Annotated in this window: 22 protein-coding genes and 2 pseudogenes; 15 read left to right on the forward strand and 9 right to left on the reverse strand. The window is 73.9% G+C overall.

Features of this window, described 5'->3' with window-relative positions:
- Nucleotides 1–240: pseudogene (locus tag ACSNOH_RS19975) on the forward strand (hypothetical protein); the annotation flags it as partial.
- A gap of 134 nt (nucleotides 241–374) precedes the next feature.
- Here the strand turns inward: ACSNOH_RS19975 and ACSNOH_RS19980 are convergent.
- Nucleotides 375–869, reverse strand: a pseudogene (locus tag ACSNOH_RS19980) (Appr-1-p processing protein); the annotation flags it as partial.
- 117 nt (nucleotides 870–986) lie between these two features.
- Between ACSNOH_RS19980 and ACSNOH_RS19985 the strand changes: the two are divergent.
- Nucleotides 987–1877: a TIGR03619 family F420-dependent LLM class oxidoreductase gene (locus ACSNOH_RS19985; RefSeq protein WP_436722744.1), complete on the forward strand. Its 891-nt coding sequence runs from the start codon at nucleotides 987–989 to the stop codon at nucleotides 1875–1877.
- On the opposite strand, the gene ACSNOH_RS19990 is transcribed toward ACSNOH_RS19985, so the two are convergent.
- Nucleotides 1874–3091 (reverse strand): tetratricopeptide repeat protein, encoded by a 1218-nt coding sequence (locus tag ACSNOH_RS19990; protein ID WP_436722745.1) that lies wholly within the window; start codon nucleotides 3089–3091, stop codon nucleotides 1874–1876. The genes ACSNOH_RS19985 and ACSNOH_RS19990 overlap by 4 nt on opposite strands.
- Before the next feature lie 360 nt (nucleotides 3092–3451).
- Between ACSNOH_RS19990 and ACSNOH_RS19995 the strand changes: the two genes are divergently transcribed.
- Nucleotides 3452–4069: a dihydrofolate reductase family protein gene (locus tag ACSNOH_RS19995; protein ID WP_436722765.1), complete on the forward strand. Its 618-nt coding sequence runs from the start codon at nucleotides 3452–3454 to the stop codon at nucleotides 4067–4069.
- Between the two features lie 60 nt (nucleotides 4070–4129).
- On the opposite strand, the gene ACSNOH_RS20000 is transcribed toward ACSNOH_RS19995, so the two are convergent.
- The 6 genes from ACSNOH_RS20000 to ACSNOH_RS20025 all read right to left on the reverse strand — a co-directional run bounded on the left by ACSNOH_RS20000 (nucleotide 4130) and on the right by ACSNOH_RS20025 (nucleotide 12409).
- Nucleotides 4130–6538 (reverse strand): collagenase, encoded by a 2409-nt coding sequence (locus ACSNOH_RS20000; RefSeq protein ID WP_436722746.1) that lies wholly within the window; start codon nucleotides 6536–6538, stop codon nucleotides 4130–4132.
- Nucleotides 6539–6734: 196 nt separating this feature from the next.
- Entirely contained in the window at nucleotides 6735–7718 is a 984-nt protein-coding gene (locus ACSNOH_RS20005; RefSeq protein WP_436722747.1) for an ABC transporter ATP-binding protein, read from the reverse strand.
- Entirely contained in the window at nucleotides 7715–8743 is a 1029-nt protein-coding gene (locus ACSNOH_RS20010) for an ABC transporter ATP-binding protein (protein ID WP_436722748.1), read from the reverse strand. Before ACSNOH_RS20010 ends, ACSNOH_RS20005 begins: the two co-directional genes overlap by 4 nt.
- On the reverse strand, nucleotides 8743–9729 hold the full coding sequence (locus ACSNOH_RS20015) for an ABC transporter permease (RefSeq protein WP_436722749.1): 987 nt from the start codon (nucleotides 9727–9729) through the stop codon (nucleotides 8743–8745). Before ACSNOH_RS20015 ends, ACSNOH_RS20010 begins: the two co-directional genes overlap by 1 nt.
- Nucleotides 9726–10667 carry an ABC transporter permease gene (locus ACSNOH_RS20020; protein WP_436722750.1) on the reverse strand — a complete coding sequence of 314 codons (942 nt, stop codon included), beginning with the start codon at nucleotides 10665–10667 and terminating at the stop codon, nucleotides 9726–9728. Before ACSNOH_RS20020 ends, ACSNOH_RS20015 begins: the two co-directional genes overlap by 4 nt.
- A gap of 8 nt (nucleotides 10668–10675) precedes the next feature.
- Nucleotides 10676–12409, reverse strand: a complete 1734-nt coding sequence (locus ACSNOH_RS20025) for an ABC transporter substrate-binding protein (protein ID WP_436722751.1) — start codon at nucleotides 12407–12409, stop codon at nucleotides 10676–10678.
- Nucleotides 12410–12558: 149 nt separating this feature from the next.
- On the opposite strand from ACSNOH_RS20025, the gene ACSNOH_RS20030 reads away from it, so the two are divergent.
- From ACSNOH_RS20030 to ACSNOH_RS20070, 9 genes are all read left to right on the forward strand, one after another.
- Nucleotides 12559–13929: an aminopeptidase P family protein gene (locus ACSNOH_RS20030; RefSeq protein WP_436722752.1), complete on the forward strand. Its 1371-nt coding sequence runs from the start codon at nucleotides 12559–12561 to the stop codon at nucleotides 13927–13929.
- 70 nt (nucleotides 13930–13999) lie between these two features.
- The gene (locus tag ACSNOH_RS20035; protein WP_436722753.1) at nucleotides 14000–15163 is read left to right on the forward strand and encodes an NAD(P)/FAD-dependent oxidoreductase; all 1164 of its coding nucleotides are present in this window, start codon (nucleotides 14000–14002) and stop codon (nucleotides 15161–15163) included.
- A 57-nt stretch (nucleotides 15164–15220) separates the two neighbouring features.
- Complete coding sequence (locus tag ACSNOH_RS20040; RefSeq protein ID WP_436722754.1) at nucleotides 15221–15541, forward strand: (2Fe-2S)-binding protein; 321 nt, start codon at nucleotides 15221–15223, stop codon at nucleotides 15539–15541.
- On the forward strand, nucleotides 15522–17093 hold the full coding sequence (locus ACSNOH_RS20045) for an FAD-dependent oxidoreductase (RefSeq protein ID WP_436722755.1): 1572 nt from the start codon (nucleotides 15522–15524) through the stop codon (nucleotides 17091–17093). The genes ACSNOH_RS20040 and ACSNOH_RS20045 overlap by 20 nt, the downstream gene beginning before the upstream one ends.
- Before the next feature lie 56 nt (nucleotides 17094–17149).
- Nucleotides 17150–18067, forward strand: coding sequence for a dihydrodipicolinate synthase family protein (locus ACSNOH_RS20050; RefSeq protein WP_436722756.1), 918 nt, complete (start codon nucleotides 17150–17152; stop codon nucleotides 18065–18067).
- Nucleotides 18068–18110: 43 nt separating this feature from the next.
- The gene (locus tag ACSNOH_RS20055) at nucleotides 18111–19115 is read left to right on the forward strand and encodes a proline racemase family protein (RefSeq protein ID WP_436722757.1); all 1005 of its coding nucleotides are present in this window, start codon (nucleotides 18111–18113) and stop codon (nucleotides 19113–19115) included.
- Nucleotides 19112–20485, forward strand: a complete 1374-nt coding sequence (locus tag ACSNOH_RS20060) for an aldehyde dehydrogenase family protein (RefSeq protein ID WP_436722758.1) — start codon at nucleotides 19112–19114, stop codon at nucleotides 20483–20485. The genes ACSNOH_RS20055 and ACSNOH_RS20060 overlap by 4 nt, the downstream gene beginning before the upstream one ends.
- A 57-nt stretch (nucleotides 20486–20542) precedes the next feature.
- The gene (locus tag ACSNOH_RS20065) at nucleotides 20543–21217 is read left to right on the forward strand and encodes a GntR family transcriptional regulator (protein ID WP_436722759.1); all 675 of its coding nucleotides are present in this window, start codon (nucleotides 20543–20545) and stop codon (nucleotides 21215–21217) included.
- A complete protein-coding gene (locus tag ACSNOH_RS20070) occupies nucleotides 21214–21402 on the forward strand; it encodes a hypothetical protein (RefSeq protein ID WP_436722760.1) in 189 nt (62 codons plus the stop codon). The genes ACSNOH_RS20065 and ACSNOH_RS20070 overlap by 4 nt, the downstream gene beginning before the upstream one ends.
- Before the next feature lie 14 nt (nucleotides 21403–21416).
- On the opposite strand, the gene ACSNOH_RS20075 is transcribed toward ACSNOH_RS20070, so the two are convergent.
- A complete protein-coding gene (locus ACSNOH_RS20075; protein ID WP_436722761.1) occupies nucleotides 21417–21920 on the reverse strand; it encodes a hypothetical protein in 504 nt (167 codons plus the stop codon).
- 42 nt (nucleotides 21921–21962) lie between these two features.
- Here ACSNOH_RS20075 and ACSNOH_RS20080 point away from each other — a divergent pair, with 42 nt between their 5' ends.
- The 3 genes from ACSNOH_RS20080 to ACSNOH_RS20090 all read left to right on the forward strand — a co-directional run.
- Nucleotides 21963–22673, forward strand: coding sequence for a response regulator transcription factor (locus ACSNOH_RS20080; protein ID WP_436722762.1), 711 nt, complete (start codon nucleotides 21963–21965; stop codon nucleotides 22671–22673).
- A complete protein-coding gene (locus ACSNOH_RS20085; RefSeq protein ID WP_436722763.1) occupies nucleotides 22670–24085 on the forward strand; it encodes a sensor histidine kinase in 1416 nt (471 codons plus the stop codon). The genes ACSNOH_RS20080 and ACSNOH_RS20085 overlap by 4 nt, the downstream gene beginning before the upstream one ends.
- 131 nt (nucleotides 24086–24216) lie before the next feature.
- On the forward strand, nucleotides 24217–24718 hold a 502-nt coding region (locus ACSNOH_RS20090; protein WP_436722764.1), incomplete at its 3' end, for a cellulose binding domain-containing protein.

A 24718-nucleotide genomic window follows, 5' to 3' on the forward strand; every position in this document is an offset into this window, starting at 1 on the left:
GTCCCGCCGTCTCCACGGCGGGACACCCGGCTGGCGCGCACTTCGGATGGTTGCGGTGGCCGCACTGCCCGGCGCACGGGCGGGCCGGTGGTTCTGGAGGGGTACCTGCCGTCGTACCGCAGCGCACCGGACGGGCGGCTGCCCGACGGCAGCCGGCCCGTGGGCATCGAGCCGCCCACCGAGGTCGCCCTCGACCGGCCGACGTGGAACCGCTCTGGCCCGCGGACCGGTCATGGGTGACCTGCACGGACCGGGACCTGTGGGGCACCAAGGTCTCGGGCCCGGCCGTCCTGATCGACGCCCTGCTCGGCGACGACGAGATCGAGGCGGTCCGCCTGCCCTGGGACACCTGACGGGCCGTACGCCCGGGCCGGGCCGTGGTCGTAGACGGTCACGGCGATCCCCCGCCCGGTCAGGTGCCGTGTGACGAGCGGCTCGATGAGCTCCCACCGGCCGCCCGCCAGCCCGCACCCGATCCTGGGCATGTGCACCGACGCTCCGAGGGCCGCCGCCTCGTCCGCGAGCGACGCCAGCGCCCCGGCTATGGCCTCGTAGCGCACGGGTGCGGGGCCGGGCGGCGTACGGCTGCGGGAGCGCTTACGGATCCCGTGCTGGCCGATCATGTTGGCGACCCACAACTCGTCTCCGACTTGGACGAGCTGCAGTGCGCCGAGGGCGAAGCCGCTGGTCGCCCGGTCGCGGTACCACACGCGAAAGGCGGCTTCAGGCTGCCGCCACCGCCGCGAGACGGCGACGACGAACCCCGCGCCCCAGCCGCCCGCGTCATTGCACACATGGGCGATGATCTTCGGCCCGGAGCCGTGCGGCAGGGTCGCGTCGCCGCGCACGTATTCGATCTCGGTGCTCATGTCCGCACGCTACTGCCCGGGTCTGACAACCGGCCCGCACCGGCGAACCGGCCGGACTCCCGCGTGTGCAGGAAGCATTGGCTTGGGTTTCGGGGGCGGGGTGGTCAGGATGGCGGTATGAAGATTGGGATTGCTCTTCCCCAGTACGGAAGCCACGCCCGGGCCGAGATGGTCGCCGGGTTCGCGCGGGACGCCGAGGACGCCGGGTTCGACTCGCTGTGGGTCGGGGACCGTGCGCTGACTCCCGTCGCGCCCAGCGACCTCTACCCGGGGCACACTCCCGAGAACCCCTACCCGCCCGGCTTCACGACCTTCCTGGACCCGCTCACCGTGCTGACCGTCGCCGCCGCGGCGACGAGCCGCGTGCGCCTCGGCACCAGCACGCTCAACGCACCCTGGTACCCGCCCGTGCTGCTCGCCCGGACGCTCACCTCGCTCGATCAGCTCAGCGGGGGCAGGCTGGACGCCGGACTGGGCATCGGCTGGATGCGGGACGAGTACGCCGCCGTCAACGCCGACTTCAGCAGACGAGGAGCCCGCCTGGACGAGATCCTCGACATCCTCCACGGCATGTGGACCGAGGAGACCTTCGGCCACGAAGGGCCCCACTGGACCATTCCCCGCTCCCACGTCGGCCTGCGCCCCGTCCAGCGGCCGGGCCCGCCCGTCCTCCTGGGCGGCCTCTCCCAGGCCGCCATGCGCCGCATCGGCCGGCGCGCCGACGGCTGGGTGGGCGTCACCCTGCCGCCCGAGGTGCACGCCGGGCTGTGGGCGACGGCCCGGCGCGCCGCGGAGGACGCCGGCCGCAACCCGGACGCGCTGCAGCAGCACATCCGCCACAACCCGGGTCCGGACGCCTCCTGCGAGGACATCGCGGCGGTCCTCACAAACCTACGGGACTCCGGCGCCGGCAGCTGCTTCATCGACCTGCAGCAGTCCGTACCGACGCCGGACCGGGCCCTGGAGCTCGGCGTCAAGGTCCTCGAACGCGTGCGCGCCGGCTGCTAGCGCACCGCGGCGGCCGCCCGGCCGGCCAGGCGGGCGCGGGCCTCCCGGTCGTAGGGGCAGTGCGGGCGCAGGCTGACGCGTTCGCTCAGCAGGGTGCGGGCCAGGTCGAGCCGCCCCGCGTGCAGGGCGGCCTCCACCAGGGTCTTCTGGAGGGCGTCCCGCTGGGCGTGGCTGCCGCCGAAGGCGTGGAAGCGGTGCCGGAGCGGGAGCAGCAGGTCCACCACCTCGTCGTAGCGCCGCTGCCCGTACGCCACGAGGGCCCGGGAGACGGGCACGCCGATCTCGGCCGTCATCGGGACGTTGGAAAGACCCGGTGACGTGCCGGGCCCGGCGTCCCGCAGCCACGCCTCCCGGTCGCGGATGAGCCGTTCGGCGTCGGCGATGCGGTCCGCTCCGACGTAGGCCATGACGGCGTGGACGTCGTTGAAGGCGTAGTAGGCGCCGTCCTGACGCCGCTCCCAGGCGTCGGCGAGGGCTGCCCAGCGGTCGCCGGTGCCGGCCCCCGCGAGGTAGAGGCGCCACAGCAGGGACGCCGCGTCGAGCAGCTCCATCGCCGCGCCGCCCGAGTGCTCGTTGTGCACGGCGGCGTCGTAGACGGCCAGCACCGCGTCCGTGCGCCCCGTCTCCAGGGTGTACAGGGCGTAGTGCCACCAGTTGTGCACGTTGAGGTAGTTGCCGTCGGACCAGTCGTCCCTGCGGGCGTCGAGGAAGCGGATGCCGTCCTCGAACCGGCCCTGCATCTCATAAGCGTGTACGACGGCGTGGATGCCCCACACGTCGCGCGCGTTGCGCTCCACGGCCTCCAGTGCCACGCGCTCGGCGAGGCCGTAGTGGCCCGCTTCCTCCAGGCCGAAGGCGTACATGCCCTGCAGCAGGCCGTAGTGAGGGTCGTGCGCGTCCCAGGCGGTCAGGGCGCCGCCGATGCGGTCGCGCAGCAGTACGGCGTTGCCGGTGAAGAAGTCGGTCTGGTGCCCCACGGCGAGGGCGAGCGCGTCCTTCGGGTGCGCCACGGCCAGCTCGGCGAGCACGGCGCCGGCCCGGTGGATGTCGCCGCCCAGCCACGCGGCGGCGGCTTCGGCATGCATGCGCTCACGGGGTGTCAGGTCCGTGTCGGGGACGGTACGGCGGAACTCCCGGAACGACTTCGCCGCCCCGGCCGCGTCCTTCTCCTCCGTGCCGAGCAGCCCGAGGTACGCCATGAGGACGTTTCCCATGGGCGAGCGGGGGTGCGGCGTCGAGCACCGCCTGCGCCTCCGTGGTCACCTCTTCGCGGAAGAAGAGCAGCGCGTCCAGCGCCTTCTCGTAGTGCCGCACCGCGTCGCTTCCGGTGTGTGTCATCACATGGGCGTGCCGGTCCGTTGCCACAGCCGTCCTCCCTCAAGGGTCTCGTGTGCAGAGGGTGGATCCCTGCCCCGCTGCGCCGCCGGGAAGCGTGGCCGGCAGCGGCGGCACCCGTCCGTGCAGGCGTTGTCAGTGGTGGGTGCGATGCTTCCTTCGTGCAGCGCGAATACGCGCTGTCACATGGTGGCCTGCCGTCCGGCAGTTACCGCAAGACGAGTCAAGGAGCGGTCTTCGTGCGCATCGTGGTGAGTGAGTTCATGAGTCTGGACGGTGTCGTGCAGGCCCCGGGCGGTCCCGAGGAGGACACCGACGGTGGCTTCGCCCACGGCGGCTGGTCGCATCCGTTCTTCGACCCGGAGGTGGTGGGCGGCGCCTTCGCCGAGGCGCTCTCCGGGGCCGAGGCGCTGCTGTTCGGGCGCCGCACGTGGCGGACGATGGCCGCGGCGTGGCCGGAGCGGGCCGGTGACCCGTTCGCCGACCGGATGAACGCCCTCCCGAAGTACGTGGTCTCCCGGACGCTCAGCGACGAGGACCTGACGTGGGACAACACCACGCGCATCCCCGGTGACGAGGCCGCGGCCCGCATCCGGGAGCTGCGCGGGAGCGGCGACGGCGACCTGCTGGTCATGGGCAGCCCCACGCTCGTGCGGGCGCTCCTGCAGGAAGGCCTGGTCGACGAGCTCCGGCTCATGGTCATGCCGGTGCTCCTCGGCGGCGGGAAGTCGCTGTTCCCCGGCGACGGCGCGCTGCGCACGCTCGAACTGGTCTCCACGGTCACCAGCGGCAAGGGCGTGCAGGTGTGCACGTACCGGCCGGTCGCCGGAGAGGAGACCGGCGCCCCCGCGGAGTAGGCCGGGGCCCCGGTCCGCTGCCGCTCGCCGGGCAGGACCGGAGCCCCGTGGCCGGGGGCGTCAGCCCCTCAGCGGCCCCTCGCAGCTGAAGTCCGCCGAGCCGGCGGGCCGGTCGCTCCAGAGGTCGACCTTGCCGAAGCCGCAGTTCATGTCCGCGAAATTGTTGGTGCCCTTCTTCGCGCGGTCGAGTATGAAGTAGTCGACCGTCCCGGACATGTCCTTGAAGACGAGGTCGGCGTTGCCCGGGTCGCTGAGGTTGGCGGTGATGCGGCCCGTGCACACGAAGCGGGGCCGGTCCGGGGAGCCTGCCGCCCGGCAGTCGGGTCGTATGCCGGTCGTGGCGTCGAAGGAGGCGCGCACGGTGGCGGGGTGCCCGGCGTCGAGCCGGTCCACGGGTGTGAAGGAGGTCTCGGGCACGTAGAGGTCCTTGACCTTGGCGATCTGCTGGTCGAGGAAGGTGTCGTACGCGCGCTGCAGCCCGCTGTCCCGGCCGAGGCGGTTGCGCCAGGCGTCGAAGCCGGCCACGTCGTCGGCGCGCAGGTAGCCGTACATTTCCTTGAGCAGCGACGGGTGCTCGGCCCACAGGAATTCGAAGAACGTGCCGGCGTACGAGTAGAAGCGGAAGCCGTCCCGGTCGTACTCGGCGTGCAGGAACTGGTCGACGGTCATGCGCGGCTTGCCGCCCGCCGTGTCGTTGATGATGCTCTGCACCAGCGACTTGCGGACCTTGATGCCGTCGCCGCGGGTGGCGCCGTCGAAGAACTCCGCCGTGCCCTCGTCCATGGCCGTGGTGCGGTCGCCCTGGTACCAGGGGCCTTCGCCGAAGAGGCCGGGCACCGCCCAGCGCCCGTTGAGGTAGTGCGTGTACTCGTGGCGGAACAGCTCCTCCAGCGTCAGCGTGGAGTCCTGCGGGACGCGCCGCTCGTACGTGTAGAAGGTGGCGCCCTTCTCGATGTAGATGCCGCCGTTGTTGGTGCCCATGCCCGTCAGCAGCGGGTGGTAGACCTCGTAGTCGGAGCGCGAGGCGTACAGCACGATGTTCAGCGTGACGTTGGAGTCGCCCGCGAGCGGCTCCTCGGTCCCGAGGACGCGGTGGAACTGGGCCTTGACCTGCTTGCTCGCGTAGTAGAGCCGGTCGACCGTGGCCCGGGGCAGGGCCGTGCGGACGCTGATGCCGCCCTTGTCGTAGGTGTACGTCTGCGGGAAGAGCCGGCGCTCGATGTCCGCCTTGCACACGCCGTACTGCTTGCACGCGCCGAACTCGTTGAGCCAGCCGGCGGTCTTGGCCCAGGGCTCGCTGCCTTCGCCGAAGGTGCGGACGACCGTGGCGAGCACGTCGCCGAGGCCGGCCGTGATCTCGCCCTTGAGGCCGTCGACTTGGCCCAGCCGCCCGTACTCGCTCACGGCGTCGCGCGCCACCCATGCGTTGCGCGTGCCCTTGAGGTGGCCGTAGCCGGCGAAGGCCTTCAGGGCCGCGCGGTAGGCGGGGTCGGCGGCGACGGCGGCGTGGAAGGCGCTGTCGTGGTTGCCGGGGTAGACGCCGAGGTAGGAGACGGAGAGCGCGGCCAGCGCGGCGCCGGCCCAGGAGGCGTCCTGTGCGGTCGCGGGATGACCGGCGTCCATCGTGGCGAGCACGCGCTTCATCAAAGGCAGTTGGTGCTGGCGCAGCCCCGGGGCGCTGGCCGCGTAGAGGGCCTCGCGCAGCGATTCGGCGTTGGTGCGGGTGACGTCGAAGCTGCGGGAGGCGGTGCCGAAGGCTTCCACGGCGCGGCGCATGGCTTCGACGGTCGGCGCGTCGGTGATGTCTATCTCGGTGCGCGAGAAGTCGTGGTAGGCGACGGCGTGGAGGTAGGTGAACATCTCCAGCAGGTGGCTGCCGTTCTTCCCGTCGTGTGCGGCGGCGAGGCTCTCGATGCGGCGGGAGACGGCCTGGACGTGTTCTCGCGACATGACCGGGGCCAGCCGCTGGTCCCAGGTCCACAGGACGGTGCGCAGGCAGCCGTCCGCGGTGACCGCCTGGTCGGCGAGGAAGGCGGCGAACTGCTCGGGTGAGAGGCGGGTGATGCCGTCGAGGGTGCAGGGTACGGCGGTCTTGCCGAGCGTGGCGTGCGGGGTGGCCGGCCCGGCCTTGCCCTTGGCGTCCTTCGGCTTGTCCGCGCGGGCCGGGCCGGGCACGTGCCCGCCGGTGAGGCCGCCCGGCGCGGTGGGGGTCTGGGCGGCCGGACGCGGTGCTTCGGCGAGGCGGGTGACCTCGTCGAAGGGGTTGGGTGTGGGGGTGTCCGCGCGCACGGCCGGCGCCGGCGCGGTGCCGGAGGCGCCGGCCGCGGTCACGGCTGCGGCCGGAAAGGAGGACGGGGAAGAGGCCGCGTGGCCGGGCTGGACGGCGGCGGTCGCGCACAGCGCCGTCGCTATGGCCGTGGTGAGCAGGGTCGCGCGCAGGGATCTGCGGGGGGTTCCGGAGCGGTACACCGATGACTCCAAGTGTGGGAGGTGGGGTTGCGCGCGCACGGGTGCGGCGCACGCACGGAGCGTCAACGGCCCTCGTGAGGAGGGCAGTCGGGGACGCGGTCAAGCCAGGATGTGCTTGTCCGTGTCATGTCATGTGTAACGTAGTAATGTGAAATTGCACTGACAACCCCTCAGGCACCAAAGGTTGGCCGAAGCGTCAGTCGGAGGACTCCGGGAAATGGCAGGCGACTTCACGCGCCTCGCCCGGCACCGCGATCCGCAGCAACGGCCTCTCGGCCCGGCAGATCTCCCGGGCCTTGGGGCAGCGCGGATGGAAGGCGCAGCCGGGCGGCGGAGCGGCCGGGCTCGGCAGGTCGCCGGCCAGGGTGATGCGCTTGCGCGCCCGCTCGGCGGCCGGGTCCGGCAGCGGCACGGCGGAGAGCAGGGCCCGCGTGTACGGATGGGCCGGGGCCGCGTACACCCGTTCCTTGTTGCCGGCTTCGACGATCCGCCCCAGGTACATCACGGCCACCCGGCTGCACACCCGCTTCACCACCGACAGGTCGTGGGCGATGAAGAGCCAGGCCGGCCCCAGCTCCCGCTGCAGCCGCTCCATCAGATTAACGATCTGCGCCTGCACGGAGACGTCGAGCGCCGAGACCGGCTCGTCGGCGACGATCAGGCGCGGACCGGTCGCCAGTGCCCGCGCGATGCCCACGCGCTGCGCCTGCCCGCCGGAGAACTCGTGCGGATAGCGGTCCAGGTGCTGGGGGAGGAGCCCGACCAGCTCCATCAGCTCCGCCGCCCGCTGCCGGGCTTCCCCCGCCCTGCTGCCCTGCACCAGCAGCGGGTCCGCGATGATCCGGGCCGCGGTCCAGCGCGGGTTGAGGGAGGAGTGCGGGTCCTGGAAGACCATCTGCAGCTCCCGCCGCAGCGGTTTGAGCGCGCGCTGCCGCAGGCGGCTGATGTCCTGCCCGGCGTAGACGACTGACCCGGCGGTCGGCTCCAGCAGCCGTACGACCATGCGGCCGGTCGTGGACTTGCCGCAGCCGGACTCGCCCACCAGCCCCAGCGTCTCGCCCGCCGCGAGGTCGAAGGAGACGCCGTCGACGGCGCGGACGGGAGCCGCGCGCCTGCCCCGGGCGGGGAAGGTCATCCGCAGGTCCCGCACGGAGAGCAGGGGCGTGGCTTCGGCGGTCATCGGGTGCCTCCCCGGGGACGGGCGGTGGCGTACGGGGACAGGTGGCAGGCGACCAGGCGGCCCCCGGCGGAGCGCGTTTCGGGCCTGGTCATCTCGCAGCGCGTGCGCTCCTCCGGCGCCGCGGCCGCCGCGCGCGGGCAGCGCGGCGCGAACGCGCACCCCGGCGCCGGGTCCAGCAGCGAGGGCGGGCTGCCGGGGATGACCCGCAGCGGCACGTCGTCGCCGTCGTCGAGCCGGGGCAGCGAGTCGAGCAGGCCGCGCGTGTAGGGGTGGGCGGGCGCGGCGAACAGTTCGTCCACCGGGGCCTGTTCGGCCGCCCTGCCGCCGTACATCACCAGCACTTCATGGGCGACGCGCGCGACGACGCCGAGGTCGTGCGTGATCAGGACGACGGCGAGCCCGCGCTGCTCCTGCAGGCGGGCGATCAGCTCCAGGATCTGGGCCTGGACGGTGACGTCGAGGGCGGTGGTCGGTTCGTCGGCGATGAGCAGCTCGGGTTCGCAGGCGAGCGCCATGGCGATCATCACGCGCTGGCGCATGCCGCCGGAGAACTGGTGCGGGTACTCGCCCGCGCGCCGCGCGGGCTCGGGGATGCCGACCTCGCCGAGCATCTCGGCGGCCCGCCTGCGGGCCGCCGCGCGGCGGGAGCCGAAGTGGGCGCGGTGGTGCTCGGCGATCTGCTCGCCCACCGTGTAGTACGGGTGGAGGCCGGACAGCGGGTCCTGGAAGACCATCGCCATGCGGCGGCCGCGCAGCCGCCTCAGCTCGCGCTCGGGCAGGCCGGTCAGCTCGCGGCCGCCGAGCCGGACGGAGCCGGTGACGCGGGCGCCGGTGTGCAGGCCCAGCACGGCCAGGGAAGCGGCCGACTTGCCGGAGCCGGACTCGCCGACGATGCCGAGCGTCCGGCCGCTGTCCACCGCGAAGGACAGGGAGTCCACCGCCCGTACGGGCCCGCGCCGGGTGGGGAAGGTGACCGTGAGGTCCGCGACGGACAGCAGGGGACGGTGGTGCGGGGTGGCGGCCATCAGTACCTCACTCGCGGGTCGGCGACGGCGTAGAGCAGGTCGACGGCCAGGTTGGCGACGACGATGAACGCGGCCGCCAGCAGCGTGACGCCCAGGACGACCGGCTGGTCGCCGGTGGACAGCGCACCGTAGAAGAGGCGGCCGATGCCCGGCAGCCCGAAGATGGACTCGGTGATGACCGCGCCCGCCAGCAGCCCGCCCAGGTCCATGCCGAAGAGCGTGAGGACGGGGGTCATGCCCGCCCGCAGCCCGTGCTTGACGACGACGGTGCGGCGCGGGAGGCCCTTGGCGCGGGCGGTGCGGATGTACGGCTCCGCCATCGTCTCGATCATCGAGTTGCGGCTCTGGCGCGCGTACATGGCGGCGTAGAGCACGGCCAGCGCGAGCCAGGGCAGGAGCAGGTTGGAGGCCCAGTGCACGGGATCGCCGGTGAAGGGCACGTACTGCGGGTAGGGCAGCAGGCCGGCCGTGCGGACGATGCCGTAGATCAGCATCATCGAGGTGAAGTAGACCGGCAGGGAGGCCGCGGCGACGGCGCCGGTCATCAGGGCGCGGTCGGTGAGGGTGTCCTTGCGCAGGGCGGCGGTGACTCCGGCGCCCAGGCCGAGGAGCAGCCACAGCACGGACGCGCCCAGCGCCAGGGAGGCGGAGACGGGCAGCCGGTCCATGAGCAGGTCCCAGACGGCCTCGGAGTTCTCGTAGGAGTAGCCGAGGCACGGGAAGGCGCAGTGCAGGGCGTACCGGCCGCTGCCCATGGTGCGGCCGGTGAAGACGCCGGTGACGAAGTCGGCGAACTGCCGCCACAGCGGCCGGTCCAGGCCCATGTGGGCGCGGATCGCGGCCAGCCGCTCCACGCTGCACGACTTGCCGCAGGCGGCGGCCGCGGGGTCGGAGGGCAGGACGTAGAAGATGGTGAAGGTGACGGCGGCCACGGCGAGGAGGACGGCGGCGACGGCGAGGAGCCGGCGGCCGAGGTAGGGGATCATGCGCGGGCGCTCCTGGGGTCGAGGACGTCGCGCAGCGCGTCGCCGAGCAGGGTGAAGGCGAGCACGGTCAGGAACAGGCAGGTGCTCGGGATGACGAAGTACATGGGGTCGGTGTCGTAGAAGGCGACGCTGTCGGCGATCATCTGGCCCCAGGAGGGGGTGGGCGGGCGGACGCCGACGCCCAGGTAGCTCAGGGCGGCCTCGGTGGCGATCATGCCGGGTACGAGCAGGGTGGTGTACGCGATGACGGGCCCCGCGACGCCGGGGAGGACGGCGCGGGTGAGGACGCGCCAGGGGCCCGCGCCGGAGAGGCGGGCGGCGTCGACGTACTCGCGGTGCTTGAGCGAGAGGGTCTGGCCGCGCACGACGCGGGCGATGCCGGGCCAGCCGAACAGGCCGATGACGGCGGTCATCAGCACGATGCGGTTGACGTCCCGGGCCACCGACAGCATGGCGATCATGAAGATGAGGGAGGGGAAGGACATGGTGAGGTCCATCAGGCGGGAGAGCACGGCGTCGGTGCGGCCGCCGAAGTAGCCCGCCGCGATGCCGGCGGCGGTGCCGGCGACGACGACGATCGCGGTGGCGGTCAGGGCGATGAGGAGGGAGACCTGCGCGCCGTGCACGACACGGGCGAACAGGTCGCGGCCGGTGATGGGTTCGACGCCGAGCCAGTGGCGGGCGGAGATGCCGCCGAGCGGGCCGAGGGGCCGGCCGCCGAGGTAGGGGTCGACGGCGGTCTTGTCGAACGCGTCGGGCGACCGGCCGGCGAGCGCGCTCAGCAGCGGGGCGCCCGCGGCCATGAGCAGGAAGAGCGCGACGACGGCGAGGGAGACCTTGACGGAGGCGCGGCGGCGCAGCTCGGCGAGGGCGAGTTGCCAGGGGCCGCTGCCCGCGGGGGCTTCGGCCGGGGGTGACGCGGTGGCGGTGGCGGTCATGGCGGGCCTCAGCTCCTGCTCTTCGCGGGGTCTTTGAGACCGGCCGTCGCGTAGTCGAGCTGGCCGCCGAAGGACGTGTGCCCGTACGCCCCGGCGACGTTGCTGCCGAGGACGAGCGGCCAGCGCCGGACGAGGACGGGCACGGCGGGCGCCTGCGCGAGGATCTCGCCGTCGAGCCGCTGCCAGGCGCGGGCGGCCTCACCGGTGTCGGTCATGGCCGCGATCTCGTCCATCCGCTTCATCGTCGCGTCGTCGCGGAACAGGGAGTGGTTGCCGGAGTTGCCCCGCTCCTTGATGAAGCGGCCGTCGAAGACGAAGGGCAGGAAGGTGGAGCCCGAGGGGTAGTCGGGGCACCAGCCGGTGTACACCAGGTCGGTGCGGTGCGCGGTGTCGCCGATGGTGGCGTAGAACGCGGACGGGTCGACCGCCTCGATGGTGACCTTGATGCCGGCTCCGGCGAGGGACTGCTGTATCGCCTCGGCCCGGCCCTTGTCCCCGGTCGAGACGGTCATCGCGGTGGTGAATCCGTCCGGTCTGCCGGCCTCCTTCAGGAGCTGCCGGGCCTTCTTCGTGTCTCCCTCGACGGGGATCCCGAGGGTGTCGGGCTGCTTGCCGCCGAAGAGGGAGGCCGGCATGTACGCGGTCGAGGGGTCGTTGAAGGCGGGGCCGCCGGAGGCGGTCAGGACGGCGTCCCGGTCGAGGGCGTACTGCACGGCCCGGCGGACGCGGACGTCGTCGAACGGGGCGCGGCCGGTGTGCATCTGGATCATGTCGGTGCAGTTGGTGGACTCGGCGATGAGCCGCTGCCTGACCTTCGCGTCGGGCAGCACCTTGGCGCCGCTCTCGGGCCGCAGGGCGCCCCAGGAGACGGCGGAGGCGTCCGGGCCGCGGCTCTCCGTGAGCCGGTCGTCGATCTGGTTGGCCTTCAGGCCCATGACGACGACGAGCCGGTCCGGGTACGCCTTGCGCACGTCGTCCGTCGCCGGGTCCCAGTGGTCGTTGCGGACGAGGACGAGCTTCTTGCCGCGCGCGTAGGACTCGATCTTGTACGGGCCGGAGGAGAACGGGCGGTTGTCGTACCGGGGGCCGGTGTCCCGCGCCTTCGGCACGGGCGCGAACGTGGGCATGACGGTGGCGTAGGGGAACTCGGCGAAGGGCTTGCGCAGTTCGAAGACGATGGTGCGGTCGTCCGGGGTCCGCACCGAGTCCAGGTGCTCGCCGCCCGCCGGGCCGCGGTAGTGCTCGGCGCCGGCGAGGTAGCGCGCGGCGTAGTCGGCGCCGCCGGGCAGGTCGGGGGAGAAGGACCGCTCGACGTTGTACTTGACGTCCTGCGCGGTGACGGGCGAGCCGTCCTCGTACTTCAGCCCCTCCTTGAGGCGGAACGTCCAGGTCCGGGCGTCGGCGGAGGGCGTGCCGAGGCCGGTGGCCAGGTCGGGGGTCAGCTCGCCGCCCTGCTTGCCGGGCGCGGCCTTGTACGTCACCAGCGTGCGGTAGAGCAGCCGGGTGCCGAAGTCCATGGCGTTCATGACCCAGTTGCGGGCCGGGTCGAGGTGGGCGAAGTCCTGGTCGGACAGGACGGTGAGGGTGCCGCCCTTCCGCGGGGTGCCGCCGATCACCGTGCCCTCGTGGACGGCGGCCCGCTCGCTGCCCGCGGGCTGCGTTCCGCCGGAACAGCCGGCCGCCCCGAGGGTGATGGCGGCCGCTGCCGCGGCGGCCAGGGCAGTACCCGTGCGCTTGTTCATCAGTGGTCACTCCGTGAACGGTCGAGCAGCCCGAGGCTGAAATGTGACCCGTAACATAGTAATGTGAAATTGCACTGACAAGACGTCAGGCAACTTGCCTTCGACTTGCGGTGGTTCCGTTATCCACCCGTGCCCGAGGAGGACACCCCGTGAAGGAAGCCGAAGCCGGAGCGATCCGCACGGCGAGCCACGATCTGCCCGTCTCCGACGCGTTCCCGGCCTTCATGGCGGGCAACTGGGCGCCCACCCCGCTGCCCGGTGACATCCGGCTGCCCGTCGCGGACCTCACCGCGGTGCGCAGGGCGAAGCTCTCCGCGCGCTTCCCCGGCGAGCGCCTGGTCATTCCCGCCGGTGAGCTCGCCGTACGCTCCAACGACACCGACTACCGCTTCCGGCCGCACAGCGCCTACGTCTGGCTGACCGGACTCAGCGGCGAGGAACAGGCCGGCCACGTCCTGGTCATGGAGCCCGACGGCCCGCACGGGCACGAGGCGGTGCTCTACGCGCGGCCGCGCTCGCCCCGCAACGGCACCGAGCTCTACCGCGACCGCCGCTACGGCGAGTTCTGGGTCGGCCGCCGCCCCGACCTCGGCGAGGCCGAGCGCATGACCGGCATCCGCTGCGAGCACCTGGACGCCTACGGCAAGGTGCCGCCGGGCCGCGACGCCTCCCGCGACGCCGCACTGGCGACCGCCCTCAGCGAACTGCGGCTGGTCAAGGACGTCTGGGAGATCGGGCAGCTGCAACAGGCCGTGGACCACACCGTCGCCGGCTTCGAGGACGTCGTGCGCGCCATCCCCCGCGCCCTCGACCACCCGCGCGGCGAGCGGTGGATCGAAGGCGTCTTCGGCCTGCGCGCCCGGGCCGAGGGCAACGGCACCGGCTACGAGACCATCGCCGCCTCCGGTGCGCACGCCTGCTACCTGCACTGGATACGCAACGAGGGCCGGCTCGACCGCCGCGAACTCCTGCTCCTGGACGCCGGCGTGGAGACCGACAGCCTCTACACCGCCGACCTCACCCGCACCCTGCCGCTCTCGGGACGCTTCTCGCCCGTCCAGCGGCAGGTCTACGAACTCGTTCTCGCCGCCCAGGAGGCGGGCATCGCCGCCCTCAAGCCCGGCGCGAGCTTCCGCGACTTCCACCGCGCGGGCATGCGGGTCATCGCCGAAGGGCTCGCCGAATGGGGCGTCCTCAAGCACGCCGGGGGCGACTTCCACCGCCGGTACACCCTGTGCAGCAGCGGCCACATGCTCGGCCTGGACGTCCACGACTGCGCCCAGGCGCGGGCGGAGGCGTATCTCGACGGCGTCCTGGAGGAGGGGCAGGTGCTCACCGTCGAGCCGGGCCTCTACCTCCAGCCCGACGACGAGACGCTGCCGGCCGAACTCCGCGGCATCGGCGTGCGCATCGAGGACGACCTGCTCATCACCGCCGACGGGGCGCAGCTGATGTCGCACGCCCTGCCGCGCACGCCCGACGCGGTGGAGACGTGGATGGGCGAACTCCTGGGCGGCTGACGCGAGATGGGGGCGGTCAGGTCCGGACCAGCTCTTGGCAGCGCCTAGTGCAATGTGAAATATTACTGGCGTGTCCCTGAGCAACTCACCGGACGTCGGCGACGTCTGCGACGTCATCGTCGTCGGAGCGGGCGTAGTCGGCGCGGCCTGTGCCTACTACGCCGCCCGCTCCGGCCTCTCCGTCACCGTGCTCGACCGCGGCCCCGTCGCCGGCGGCACCACGGGCGCCGGCGAGGGCAACCTCCTGGTCTCCGACAAGGAGCCCGGCCCCGAACTCGAACTGGCCCTGCTCTCCACCCGGTTGTGGCGGGAGCTGGCAAGGGAGCTCCCGGCCGGCATCGAGTACGAGGCCAAGGGAGGCCTCGTCGTCGCCTCCGATGCCGGCGGCATGGCAGCGCTGCGGAAGTTCGCCGCCGCCCAGGCCGAGGCGGGCGTCACGGCCGAGGAAGTGCCCGCCGACCGGCTGCGCGAGCTGGAGCCGCACCTGGCACCGGGGCTCGGCGGCGGCTTCCGCTACCCGCAGGACGCCCAGGTCCAGCCCGCCCTCGCCGCCGCCCACCTGCTGCGCGCCTCGGGCGCACGGGTGCGCACCGGCGAAGAGGTCACCGCCGTCCTCACCGGCGCGCACGGCGAAGTGCGGGGCGTCCGCACGGCCGCCGGCGACGTGCACGCCCCCTACGTCGTCAACGCCGCCGGCACCTGGGGCGGCGAGGTGGCCCGGCTCGCCGGAGCGCACCTGCCCGTGCTGCCCCGCCGCGGCTTCGTCCTCGTCACCGAACCGCTGCCGCGCGTGGTGCGGCACAAGGTCTACGCGGCCGACTACGTCGCCGACGTGGCCAGCGGCTCCGCCGCCCTGCAGACCTCCGCGGTGGTGGAGGGCACCCCGGCGGGCCCGGTCCTCATCGGCGCGAGCCGCGAGCGGGTCGGCTTCGACCGCACGCTCTCGGTGGAGGCGCTCCGCCGCCTCGCCGCGCAGGCCACGGCGCTCTTCCCGGTGCTGGCCGGGGTGCGGGCCGTCCGCACCTACGCCGGCTTCCGCCCGTACCTGCCCGACCACCTGCCCGCCATCGGTCCCGACCCCCGCGTTCCCGGGCTGCTGCACGCCTGCGGTCACGAGGGCGCGGGCATCGGGCTCGCCCCGGCCACGGGAGTGCTCATCGCCGCCGTTCTGACCGAGGAGCTGCCTCCCGTGCCCCTGGCGCCCTTCGGACCCGACCGCTTCGGGCCGGCATGAGCGCCCGCCGTCCCCGCACGCATCGCGTTTCCCCACCCCAGCCGAAGGAGCCCTGCCGTGGCGCGTGACCGCAGCCCCGCCGACCTCGCCGGCGCGGACCCCGGGCCGCCCTTCGAGATCACCTTCGACGACCGTACGGTCACCGTCGTGCCCGGGCAGTCCGTCGCCGCCGCCCTGTGGGGCGCGGGCATCCTCGCCTGGCGCACCACCAGGAACGGCGGCAGGCCGCGCGGCGCCTTCTGCGGCATCGGGCAGTGCTACGACTGCCTCGCCACGGTCAACGGCGAGCCCAACCGCCGGGCCTGCCTCGTGCCGGCACAGCCCGGCGACGCGATCACCACCCAGGAAGGACACGGCCATGCCGGGCTCACCGTCTGAACCGCACGAGGCGCCCGAGCCGTACGAGGCGCATGAGACGTCCGACGTATCCGGACCGTACGAAGCACCCGGACCGTACGAAGCATCCGGACCGTCCGCAGCGGCCGGACCGTACGACCTCGCCGTGATCGGCGCAGGCCCCGCCGGCCTCGCCGGAGCCGTCGCCGCCCGCGAACTCGGCCTGTCCGTCGCCCTCCTGGACGCCGCACCGCAGACCGGAGGCCAGTACTTCCGCCACCCGGCCCCCGGGTTGCGCGCCGCGCGCCCGCAGGCCCTGCACCACGACTGGGCCGCCTTCACCGCCCTCCGCCGCCGCTTCGAGGAGAGCGGCGTCACCCACCTCGCCCACCACCACGTCTGGACCGTCACCCGGCAGGACGCCGACGGCACATGGGCCGTCCACGCCCTCACCGGCCCCGACGCCCGCAACGGCACCCCCGTCCGGGTCCGGGCCCGCGCGGTCCTCCTCGCGACCGGAGCCTGCGAGCGGCAACTGCCCTTCCCCGGCTGGACCCTGCCCGGCGTCGTCGGCGCCGGCGGCGCCCAGGCCATGCTGAAGTCCGGGCTCGTCCTGCCCGGGCGGCGGATCGTCGTCGCGGGCAGCGGGCCCCTCCTGCTCGCCGTCGCGTCCTCGCTCGCCGCCGCCGGCGCCCGCGTCCCCGCCGTCGTCGAGGCCTCCGGCTACCTCGGCTACGCCCGCAGGCCGCGCGCCCTCGCCGGCGTCCCCCACAAGCTCCTCGAAGCCGCCGTCCACGGCTCCGCGCTGCTGCGCCACCGCACACCCCTGCGCACCCGCAGCGCCGTCACCGCCGTGCACGGCACCGACCGCGTCGAGGCCGTCACCGTCTCCCGCCTCGACCGCGCCTGGCGGCCCGTGCCCGGCACGGGCCGCCGCATCGCCTGCGACGCGCTGGCCGTCGGGCACGGGCTCGTGCCGCAGACGGAGCTGGCCACGAGCCTGGGCTGCTCGACCCGCCGCACCCCCGACGGCACGTACGCCCTCGCCCTGGACGCCCTGCAGGAGACCTCGGTCCCCGGCCTGTGGGCCGCGGGCGAGACCGGCGGCACCGGCGGCTGGCAACTCGCCCGCACCGAGGGCGAACTCGCGGGCATCGCGGTGGCCGCCCGGCTCCGCGGGCTCCCGGCCCTCACCCGCGGCCCGCGCGCACGGAGCCTGGCCCGCCGCCGGGACCGCATGCGCGCCTTCGCCGACGCCATGGCCGCCGCCCACGCCCCCGGCCCCGGCTGGACCGCCTGGCTCCCCGACGACACCGACGTCTGCCGCTGCGAGGAGGTGACCGCCGGCAGCATCCGCGAGGCCGCCGGCGGCCTCGGTGCCCGCGACGCCCGCACCGCCAAGCTCCTCACCCGGGCCGGCATGGGCTGGTGCCAGGGCCGCATGTGCGGCCCGGCAGTGGCCTGCCTCGCGGCGGAGGGCGGCACGGCACGGGGGACCGTGCCGCCCTCCGCCGAACGCCGGCCGCTCGCCGTGCCCGTACCGCTCGCGGCCCTCGCCGCCCTGCCCGACGACACCACCCGCACCCCCGGCTGACAGGCCGGCGGGCCCCGCACCACCGACCGATCGCAACACGAAGGGCTGACCCGGACATGACCGCCACCTCCAGCGCCTCCTGGACCACCGACCGCCCCTGGCGCGGCATCATGGTCGCCACCGCGCTCCCGCTGCGCGCGGACCTCTCCGTCGACTACGACGCCTACGCCGCCCACGTCCGCCACCTCCTGGACAACGGCTGCGACGGAGTCGTCCCCAACGGCTCCCTCGGCGAGTACCAGACCCTCACCCCCGACGAGCGCGCCCGCGTCGTGCGCACCGCCGTCGAAGCGGCCGGCGACCCGGCCCGGGTGATGCCCGGCGTCGCCGCCTACGGCAGCGCCGAGGCCCGCCGCTGGGCCGAGCAGGCCGCCGAAGCCGGCTGCGGCTCCGTGCTGCTGCTCCCGCCCAACGCCTACCGCGCCGACGAGCCGGCCGTACGCGCCCACTACGCGGAGGTCGCCCGGGCCGGGATACCCGTCGTCGCCTACAACAACCCCATCGACACCAAGGTCGACCTCACCCCCGGCCTGCTCGCCCGGCTGCACGCCGACGGCAGCATCGTGGCCGTCAAGGAGTTCACCGGGGACGTCAGGCGCGCCTACGAGATCGCCGAACTCGCCCCCGAACTCGACCTGCTCATCGGCGCCGACGACGTCCTCCTGGAGCTCGCCGTCGCCGGCGCCGCCGGCTGGATCGCCGGCTACCCCAACGCCTTCCCCGCCACCTGCGCCGCGCTCTACCGCGCCGCCGTCGCCGGCGACCTGCAGACGGCCCTGCCGCTCTACCGCTCGCTGCACCCCCTGCTGCGCTGGGACTCCCGCACGGAGTTCGTGCAGGCCATCAAGCTCTCCATGGACCTCGCCGGACGCCACGGCGGCCCCACCCGCCCGCCGCGCCTGCCGCTCACGGGCGAGGCCGGGGCCGCGGTGCGCGCCGCCACCGAGAAGGCCGTCGCCGACGGCCACCACTGACCCGTACCGGCAGCTGTCCCGTCCACCCAGCGGAAGGACGTCCGTGCGTACCCGTCACGTCTTCCATGCCGTCGACTCCCACACCGAAGGCATGCCCACGCGCGTCATCACCGGTGGCGTCGGCGTGATTCCCGGCGCCACCATGGCCGAGCGCCGGCTCCACTTCGCCGAGCGCATGGACCACGTCCGCACGCTCCTGATGTACGAGCCGCGCGGCCACGCCGCCATGAGCGGCGCGATCCTCCAGCCCCCCACCCGGCCCGACGCGGACTACGGCGTCCTCTACATCGAGGTCTCCGGGCTGCTGCCCATGTGCGGGCACGGCACTATCGGTGTCGCGACCGTCCTCGTCGAGACCGGCATGGTGCCCGTCTGCGAACCCGTCACCACCGTGCGCCTCGACACCCCGGCCGGCCTGATCACCGCCGACGTCCAGGTGGAAGGCGGCGCGGCCAAGGCCGTCACACTCACCAACGTGCCCTCCTTCTGCACCGGCCTCGACCGCAAGACGGACGTGCCGGGGTACGGGACGGTCACCTACGACCTCGCCTTCGGCGGCAACTTCTACGCCTTCGTCGAACTCGACGCCCTCGGGCTGCCCTTCGACCGCGCCCGCAAGGACGACCTGCTCGCCGCCGGGCTCGCCGTCATGGACGCGATCAACGCCTCCCCGGACCGGCCCGTCCACCCCGAACGCCCTGAGATCAGCGGCCTCAAGCACGTCTACCTCGCCGCCCCCGGCTCGGACGCCCACCGCTCCCGGCACGCCATGGCCATCCACCCCGGCTGGTTCGACCGGTCCCCCTGCGGCACCGGCACCTCCGCCCGCATGGCACAGCTGCACGCCCGAGGCGCGCTGCCGCTGGAGCGCGACTTCGTCAACGAGTCCTTCATCGGCACCCGGTTCACCGGCCGCCTGGTGGGGGAGACGCAGGTCGCCGGCATCCCCGCGGTCGTGCCCGCCGTCACCGGACGCGCCTGGATCACCGGCACCGCGCAGTACTTCCTCGACCCCGACGACCCCTTCCCCGGAGGATTCCTCCTGTGACCGCCGAGCCGACCACCCCCTTCACCTCCGTCAACCCGGCCGACCCCTCCGACGTCGTCACCGAGATCGCCGCGCCCGGCGCCGTCGCTGCGGCCGCGGCCGTCGACCGGGCCCGCGCCGCCGCCCCCGGCTGGGCGGGCGCCGGTGCCGCCGCCCGCTCCGCGGCGCTCGCAGCCGTCGCCTCCGCGGTCGAGGCCGCGGCCGGTGAACTGGCCGCCCTCGCCGTGCGCGAGACGGGCAAGCCCCTCGCCGAAGCACGGGCCGAGACCGCCCGGACCGCCGCGATCTGGCGGTACTACGCCCAGGCCCCCTACGAGGCCGCGGGCACCGTCCACGAGCCGGCCGGCGGCCCCGGCCTGCTGCTGACCCGCCGCCGCCCGCACGGCGTCGCCGGCCTGATCACGCCCTGGAACTTCCCCTTCGCCATCCCGTCGTGGAAGGCCGCACCGGCCCTGGCCGTGGGCAACACGGTCGTCCTCAAGCCGGCGCCCGAGGCCACCGCCTGTGCCCTGCGCCTGGCCGAACTCGTGCGGGCGGCGGTGCCCGACGGGGTGTTCACCGTGGTGCCCGGCGGCGCCGTGGAAGGCGGGGCCGTCGTCGCGTCCGCCGACGTGGTCTCCTTCACCGGCTCCACGGCCGTCGGCAGCGCCGTCGCCCGGACGGCCACCGCGCGGGGCGTCCCCGTCCAGGCCGAGACCGGCGGGCTGAACGCGGCGATCGTCCTGCCCGACGCCGACATCGAGCGGGCAGCCGCCCACATCGCCGCCGCGATCGCCGGCTACGCGGGGCAGAAGTGCACCGCCACCAGCCGCGTGATCGCCGTCGGCAGCGCGCTCGACCCGCTCCGCGAAGCCCTCGCGGAGGCGCTGCGCGCCCTGCCCGCCGGCGATCCCGCCGACCCGGCGACCGTGTGCGGCCCCCTCATCTCGGGCCGGGCGCGCGACCGCTTCGAACAGGCGCTGTCCGGAGTCTCCGTCCTCGCCACGGGCAGCGCGGCGGAGGGACCGGGCTGGTACGCGGCCCCCGCCCTCGCCGAGAAGGTGCCCGACGGCCACCGCCTGCTCACCGAAGAGGTCTTCGCCCCCGTCGCCGCCCTGCTGCCCGCGGACGACCTGCAGCACGCCGTACGCCTCAGCAACGCCGTCCCGTACGGGCTGGTGACGTCCGTGCACACCGCGGGCCTGGAGGCGGTGCTGCACGGCCTGGACCACCTCGACACCGGCATGATCCGTATCAACGCCCCGTCCACCGGCGCCGACTTCCACGTGCCCTTCGGCGGCACCAAGGCCTCCAGCCACGGGCCCCGCGAACAAGGCCGCGCCGCACTGGACTTCTACACCTCCAGCCGCACCTACACCCTGGCCCCCTGAGCAAGATGTGACATTGTACGCTGGTGGTCCAGTCCATCGGGGCACGAAAGGGACACCATGGGCCACCTCACGCAGCGCAACCTCATCACCGCCACCGAGCGGCTGCGCGACCAGGTCGCCCACGCCCTGCGCGCCGCCCTCATCTCCGGCGAACTCCGCCCCGGCGAGGTCTACTCCGCACCGCAGCTCGCGGAGGACTTCGGCATCTCCGCGACGCCGGTGCGCGAGGCCATGCTCGACCTCGCCCGCGAGGGCCTGGTCGAGCCGGTCCGCAACAAGGGCTTCCGCGTCACCGAGGTCAACGAGCGCGACCTCGACCAGTACACCGAGATCCGCACGCTCATCGAAGTCCCCATGACCGGGCGGATCACCCGCACCGCGGCGCGCGAGGACCTCGAAGCGCTCCGCCCGGTCGCCGAGGAGATCGTGCGCGCCGCCCGCGAGCACGACCTCATCGGCTACCTGGAAGCCGACCGGCAGTTCCACCTCACGCTGCTGGGCCTCTCCGGCAACGAACGCCTCGTCGAGACGGTCGGCGACCTGCGCAAGCGCTCGCGCCTGTACGGGCTGACCGCGCTCGACGAGCGGGGCGACCTCATCCCCTCCGCCGAGGAACACCTCGAACTGCTGGAGCTGATGCTCGCGGGCGACGCCAAGGGCGCCGAGAAGTGCATGGCCCGCCACCTCGGCCACGTCCGCTCCCTGTGGGCGAAGGACGGCGGCAAGCCGTGACGCTGCGCTTGACGTGCCGGGGCTTCGCAGCGCCGGACCTGCCGCGGCGCGGGCTCGCACCGCAGGAGACCCACCCGGCGGTGCTGCTGGTCGACACCGAGGCGGAGCTGACCCTCCGGGACGGCGACCGGGTCCTGTGGACCGAGGAGGCGTTCCCCGCGTTCCTGCCCGAGCCGGCAGCCTGACGCTGCCGTCGCGTTCAGTTCTCCACCGTCTGCACCTGCGGCGGATGACCGTTCCAGGTGACGAACAGCGATGTCGTCCGCGTACCGGCCATGAAGTCCACCCGGATCCACGCGCTCTGCTTCCACACGCGCATCCGCCACCCCTCGTCCGGCGTCGCCGAAACCAGGGCCGCCGAGGACTCGCCCAGGTCGAAGACGGCCCGCCCGCCCCGGACGGGGAAGCTCTTCACCTCGCCCGTGCCGCCCGCCGGCGGCGGAGCCGACGGAGTGCCGGACCGTGTCGCGGCGCCCTTCGGAGCGGGCGAGGAGGACGACGACGGCCGGACCGGGGCGCTCGGCGAGGGAGCCGACCCGCTCGCGGCCGGCTCCAGCGGCGGCGTCGTGCCGGAGATCGGGAGCGCCCGCGGCGGCTCGTAGGCCGTGCCCGCCAGCACCGTCCGCACCCCGTACCAGGACACGGCCATCGCCGCGGCCGTCGCCAGCGCCCACGCCAGGGCCTGCATGATTCCTCGCCTCACCTGCCTCATGGTGCCTCACCCGTATGGCGTACGGTGCCGCCCATGGCAAGACTGCTCGTAGTCGAGGACGATCCGTTCGTGCGCTCCGCCCTCATCCGGGAGCTGACCGAGGCCGCGCACACCGTACGCAGCGTCGGGACCGCCCTCGAAGCGCTCCGCGAAGTCGCCCAGGTCGGCTTCGACCTGGTCATCCTCGACCTCGGCCTGCCGGACCTCGACGGAGCGCAGGCCCTGAAGATGCTGCGCGGCATCACCGACGTGCCCGTCATCGTCGCCACCGCGCGCGACGACGAGGCGGAGATCATCCGGCTGCTCACCGACGGCGCCGACGACTACCTCGTCAAGCCCTTCTCCGTGGCCCACCTGACCGCGCGCATGGCCGCCGTCCTGCGCCGCACCGGCAGGGGCGGCGCCGCCGCGGGCGACCCGGCGCCTTCCGGAGCGCTGCGCGTCGGCGGCCTGGCCGTCGACCCGCTGCGCCGGATCGCCGAACTCGACGGATGCGCCCTGGACCTGACGCGGCGCGAGTTCGACCTGCTCGCCTACCTCGCCGGCCGGCCGGGCGTCGTCGTGCCGCGCAAGGAACTCCTCGCCGAGGTGTGGCAGCAGTCCTACGGTGACGACCAGACCATCGACGTGCACCTGTCCTGGCTGCGCCGCAAACTCGGCGAGACGGCCGCCAGCCCGCGCTACCTGCACACCGTCCGCGGCGTCGGCGTGAAGCTGGAGGAGCCCCCGGCGGAACCGGCATGAGATGGGCGCTCGTCAGGGTGTCGCTGGCCGTCACGGTCATGGTGGTGCTGGCCTTCGCCGTGCCCCTCGGACTGGTCGTGAAGGAACTGGCCCGCGACCGCGCCTTCGCCGACGCCGAACGGCAGGCGGCCCAGATCCGGCCCGCGCTCGCCATCACCACCGACCGCGACCAGCTGGAACGGGCCGTCGCCAGCTCGCAGGCCGGCGGCGAGGAACGCATGGCCGTCCACATCCCGGCCGAAGCCTCCGCGCACCGGGAAACGAGCCCCGGCCCGCACGACGGACCCCGCGGCGCCTACGGCATCGGCCGCAGCCGGGCCGAGCCGGGCGACGTCGAGACCGCCCGCCGCGGCCGCTCCGCCGTCACCTCCGTGCCCGGCGGCTACGCCCTGCTGCAGCCGACCGCCCTGAGCACCGGCGAGTTCGCGGTCGTCGAGGTCTACGTGCCGCACCGCGCGGTCGGCAACGGCGTCACCACGTCCTGGGCCATCCTCACCGCCGTGGGCCTCGGCCTGGTCATCGGATCCGTGGCCCTCGCCGACCGCCTCGGCCTGCGCCTCGTACGCCCCGCGGAACGGCTCGCGCGGGCCGCCGCCGAGCTGGGCGAGGGGAAGCTGGGCGTGCGCGTCCGCGAGGGCGGCCCGGCCGAACTGCGCGCCGCGGCCGTGGCGTTCAACTCCATGGCCGACAAGATCGTGCAGTTGCTGGCCAACGAGCGCGAGCTCGCCGCCGACCTCTCGCACCGCCTCCGCACCCCGCTCACCGTCCTCCGCCTCAACGCCGCCTCCCTCGGCGACGGCCCCGCCGCCGACCAGACCCGCGCCGCCGTCGCCCAGCTGGAACGCGAGGTCGACCAGCTGATCCGCGCCGCCCGCGAGCAGGGCGAGCACAAGGAGCGGCCGGCGCTCGGCTGCGACGCCTGCGAAGTCATCCGCGAGCGGATGGAGTTCTGGTCCGCCCTCGCCGAGGACGAGGGGCGCACCGCCGACCTCGCCGGCGTCGGCACCACCGCGCGCGTGCCCGTCGCCCGGCCCGAACTCGTCGCCGCGCTCGACGCGATGCTCGGCAACGTCTTCCGGCACACCCCCGAAGGCACCGCCTTCTCCGTGGACGTGCACCGCAGCGACGACGCCGTGATCGTCCTCGTCTCCGACGCGGGCCCAGGAATCCCGGACCCCGACGCCGCGCTGCGCCGCGGCCACGGCGACGGAGGCCCCGGCTCCACAGGGCTCGGCCTGGACATCGTGCGGCGGGTCGCGGAGTCCACGGGCGGCGACGTGCGGATCGGGCGGTCGGTGCTCGGCGGCACGGAGGTGCGGATGTGGCTCGCTCTGCAGGGCGGGGCCGGAGCGAACGGACCGCGGCGCCGCCCGCGCCGCCGGATGCGGCGCGGCGCCCGGCCCCGGCATTAACCCCTGCCCATGCCTTCCTTAAGAGGGCCATAAGAAGCCTGCCCCCGGCGGTTGTTGGGCGAATTGCCCGGTTCCTTCTCGCTAGCGTGCCGAACGCACCCACCCCCCGAGTGAGAACAGGCAGGCATGCGATGGGAACCTCCGCACACCGCCGGCGCGTCAGCCGCAAGGCGAGACTCGCCGGCGCCGGGGCCGCCGCGGCGATCGCGACGGTCGCCGCGTTCACCCTCACCGGCACCGCGCAGGCCACGGCGGTCGGCGCGGCCTTCTCCACCACCGGCTCCTGGTCGGGCGGCTACACCGGGCAGTACGTCCTCGCCAACGGCACGGGCAAGGAACTGACCGGCTGGAAGCTCACGTTCGACCTCCCCGAGGGCACGAAGATCACGTCCTTGTGGAACGGCAAGCACACCATCAGCGGCCGGAGCGTCACCGTCGAACCGGAGAGCTGGAACAAGACCATCGCCCCGGGCGCGTCCGTCACCGTCGGCTTCGTCGCCGCCGGAACCGCTCCGGCCGGCGCCGGCCCGGACAACTGCCGGATCAACGGCGCGAAGTGCTCGGCCGGCAAGGACCCCGGCCCGCGGCCGAGCGCCTCCGCGCCCAGCCCCTCCCGTCCCCCCACGCCCGGGC

The organism is Streptomyces sp. URMC 127 (genome assembly GCF_051386535.1).
Taxonomy (GTDB): domain Bacteria; phylum Actinomycetota; class Actinomycetes; order Streptomycetales; family Streptomycetaceae; genus Streptomyces.